1 protein-coding gene is annotated in these 1,103 nt (G+C 55.3%); it reads left to right on the top strand.

Features of this window, described 5'->3' with window-relative positions:
- Positions 1 to 12: 12 nt before the first annotated feature.
- A partial coding sequence (locus tag JJU14_RS16625; protein ID WP_366914916.1) for a protein kinase occupies positions 13 to 1,103 on the top strand: 1,091 nt, incomplete at its 3' end.

Below are 1,103 nucleotides of genomic sequence, written 5' to 3'. Positions count from 1 at the left end.
GGGGATTGGTTTGTGTTAAGCTCCGACGGCTTGCACGATTTTGTCACGGAGCAGCAATTGCGGGAGCAGCTGCTGGCCGATACCACCGCAGAGCAAAAAGTCCAGGCGTTAACCGAACTGGCGCTCAAGCAAGGCTCGGATGACAATATCTCTGTGGTACTGGCCCGGGTGGATGCCCTGCCAGCAGAGAGCATCGACGATTACAACGAGCGTTTAACCCGGCTGCCGTTTCCGCCGGTGCTGGCACCCGGTATGAAGGTGGATGGCTATCGCATTGAGCGCGAGCTCTACGCCAGCGAACGCAGCCATCTGTATCTGGTGACCGATACCGATACGAATACCGAGAGCGGCCAGCCGTTGATTTTAAAATGCCCCTCGGTCAATTACAGCGACGATCCCAATTACATTGACCGCTTTATTCGTGAGGAATGGATTGGCAGTCGTATCCAAAGCCCTTATGTGGTGAACGTGATCCGGCAAAGCCGGCCGCGCAGCTTCTTGTACTATTTGATGGAGTATGTGGCAGGGCAAAGCCTGGAGCAGTGGATGCAGCAACACCAGCCAATCAAGCCGGGCCGGGCCATTAAGCTGGTGGAACAAATTACCAAAGGTCTGCAGGCGTTTCATGATTGTGAGGCCATTCACCAGGATCTCAAACCAGGCAATATTTTGGTCACCGCCGATGAGCAGGTGAAAATTGTCGATTTTGGCTCGGTCTTTGTGGCCGGCGTGGCAGAGATTTTTGTGCCGCTGGAGCACGAGGCGGCGCTTGGCACCGCCAGTTATTCCGATCCTTTGTACCTGCAAGGCCATAACTCCGGCATTCAGGGCGATGTCTATTCGCTGGCCACCATCTGCTACGAGCTCTTTACCGGCCAGCTGCCTTATGGCAGTAAAATAGAGGATTGCCGCACCGCCAGCGATTTTGATCGCTTGCGCTACATCCCGGCCCGCGAGCACAACCCGCGCATTCCGCTGTGGTTTGATCGGGCGCTGGAAAAAGGCGTGGCTTTTGATCTGCAGCAGCGCTACACCACACTGCAAAGCCTGCTGCGCGATTTAAAACAGCCCAACCCGGATTTTTTACGCGAGGAAGTCAAACG

This window comes from Alkalimonas sp., assembly GCF_020831925.1.
GTDB lineage: Bacteria > Pseudomonadota > Gammaproteobacteria > Enterobacterales > Alteromonadaceae > Alkalimonas.
The sequence above is the reverse complement of the archived record's forward strand: the minus strand, read 5'-3'. Positions and strand labels throughout refer to the sequence as shown.